The organism is Rhizobium sp. BR 315 (assembly GCF_050577975.1).
GTDB classification, from domain to species: Bacteria; Pseudomonadota; Alphaproteobacteria; order Rhizobiales; family Rhizobiaceae; genus Rhizobium; species Rhizobium miluonense.
Genome location: NZ_JARWKZ010000164.1, coordinates 1 through 607 on the forward strand (window position 1 = coordinate 1; position 607 = coordinate 607).

Here is a 607-nt window from a genome sequence, read left to right on the forward strand (position 1 = left end):
TTTCTATTCTTATTAATTTAAAGCAAATTTAAGTCAAACTTCTGCCTGTCATTTGATCAACCTTATAATAGGTTTCCCTTCGTACTGGTTTTCCCGACATTTTTGGATACATCAAAAGGGTGTACGCGTTTCTCCGCTATTGAAGCCCCTTCATAAGTCTGCTCCCAGCAAAAACAGTTCTTTATTTTAACCAATGAATCTATGCTTTTACCAATAGGATGAGAAGTATAGTCCTGATAAAATTATGTAAGGGTTTACATATTATTTAGGCATCTATTGAAAATAACGTCTCAAAAGGGGGGAGAGTAGCACTTATTCCAAACATGGACGAAATACGTGGTGAGTACTTTGCAGAAATGGTTAAACAAAAAAGCGTTCACTTAACTTCTTTTGTTATCACATACAGTAGTAAAAATAAAGGAGGACAATGGATGTTTTCGCGATTCGGAAAAACTAAAAAAACACTAATCGTCACAGTTTCGTTGCTTTTTACTTTGCAAACAGGCTTGTCTACAGCTTTGGCGGGAGATACTTTGCCATACACAGGTGACAGTGCAACTGGATTAAATCAGCCAACTCAACACGGTTATACAGCGAATGACATTTT

The 607-nt window shown here is 36.4% G+C and carries 1 protein-coding gene; it reads left to right on the forward strand.

Annotated elements, in window-relative coordinates:
* Positions 1–323: 323 nt before the first annotated feature.
* Positions 324–607 (forward strand): hypothetical protein (locus tag QD409_RS35545; protein ID WP_430765053.1); only part of this gene is annotated, 284 nt, incomplete at its 3' end.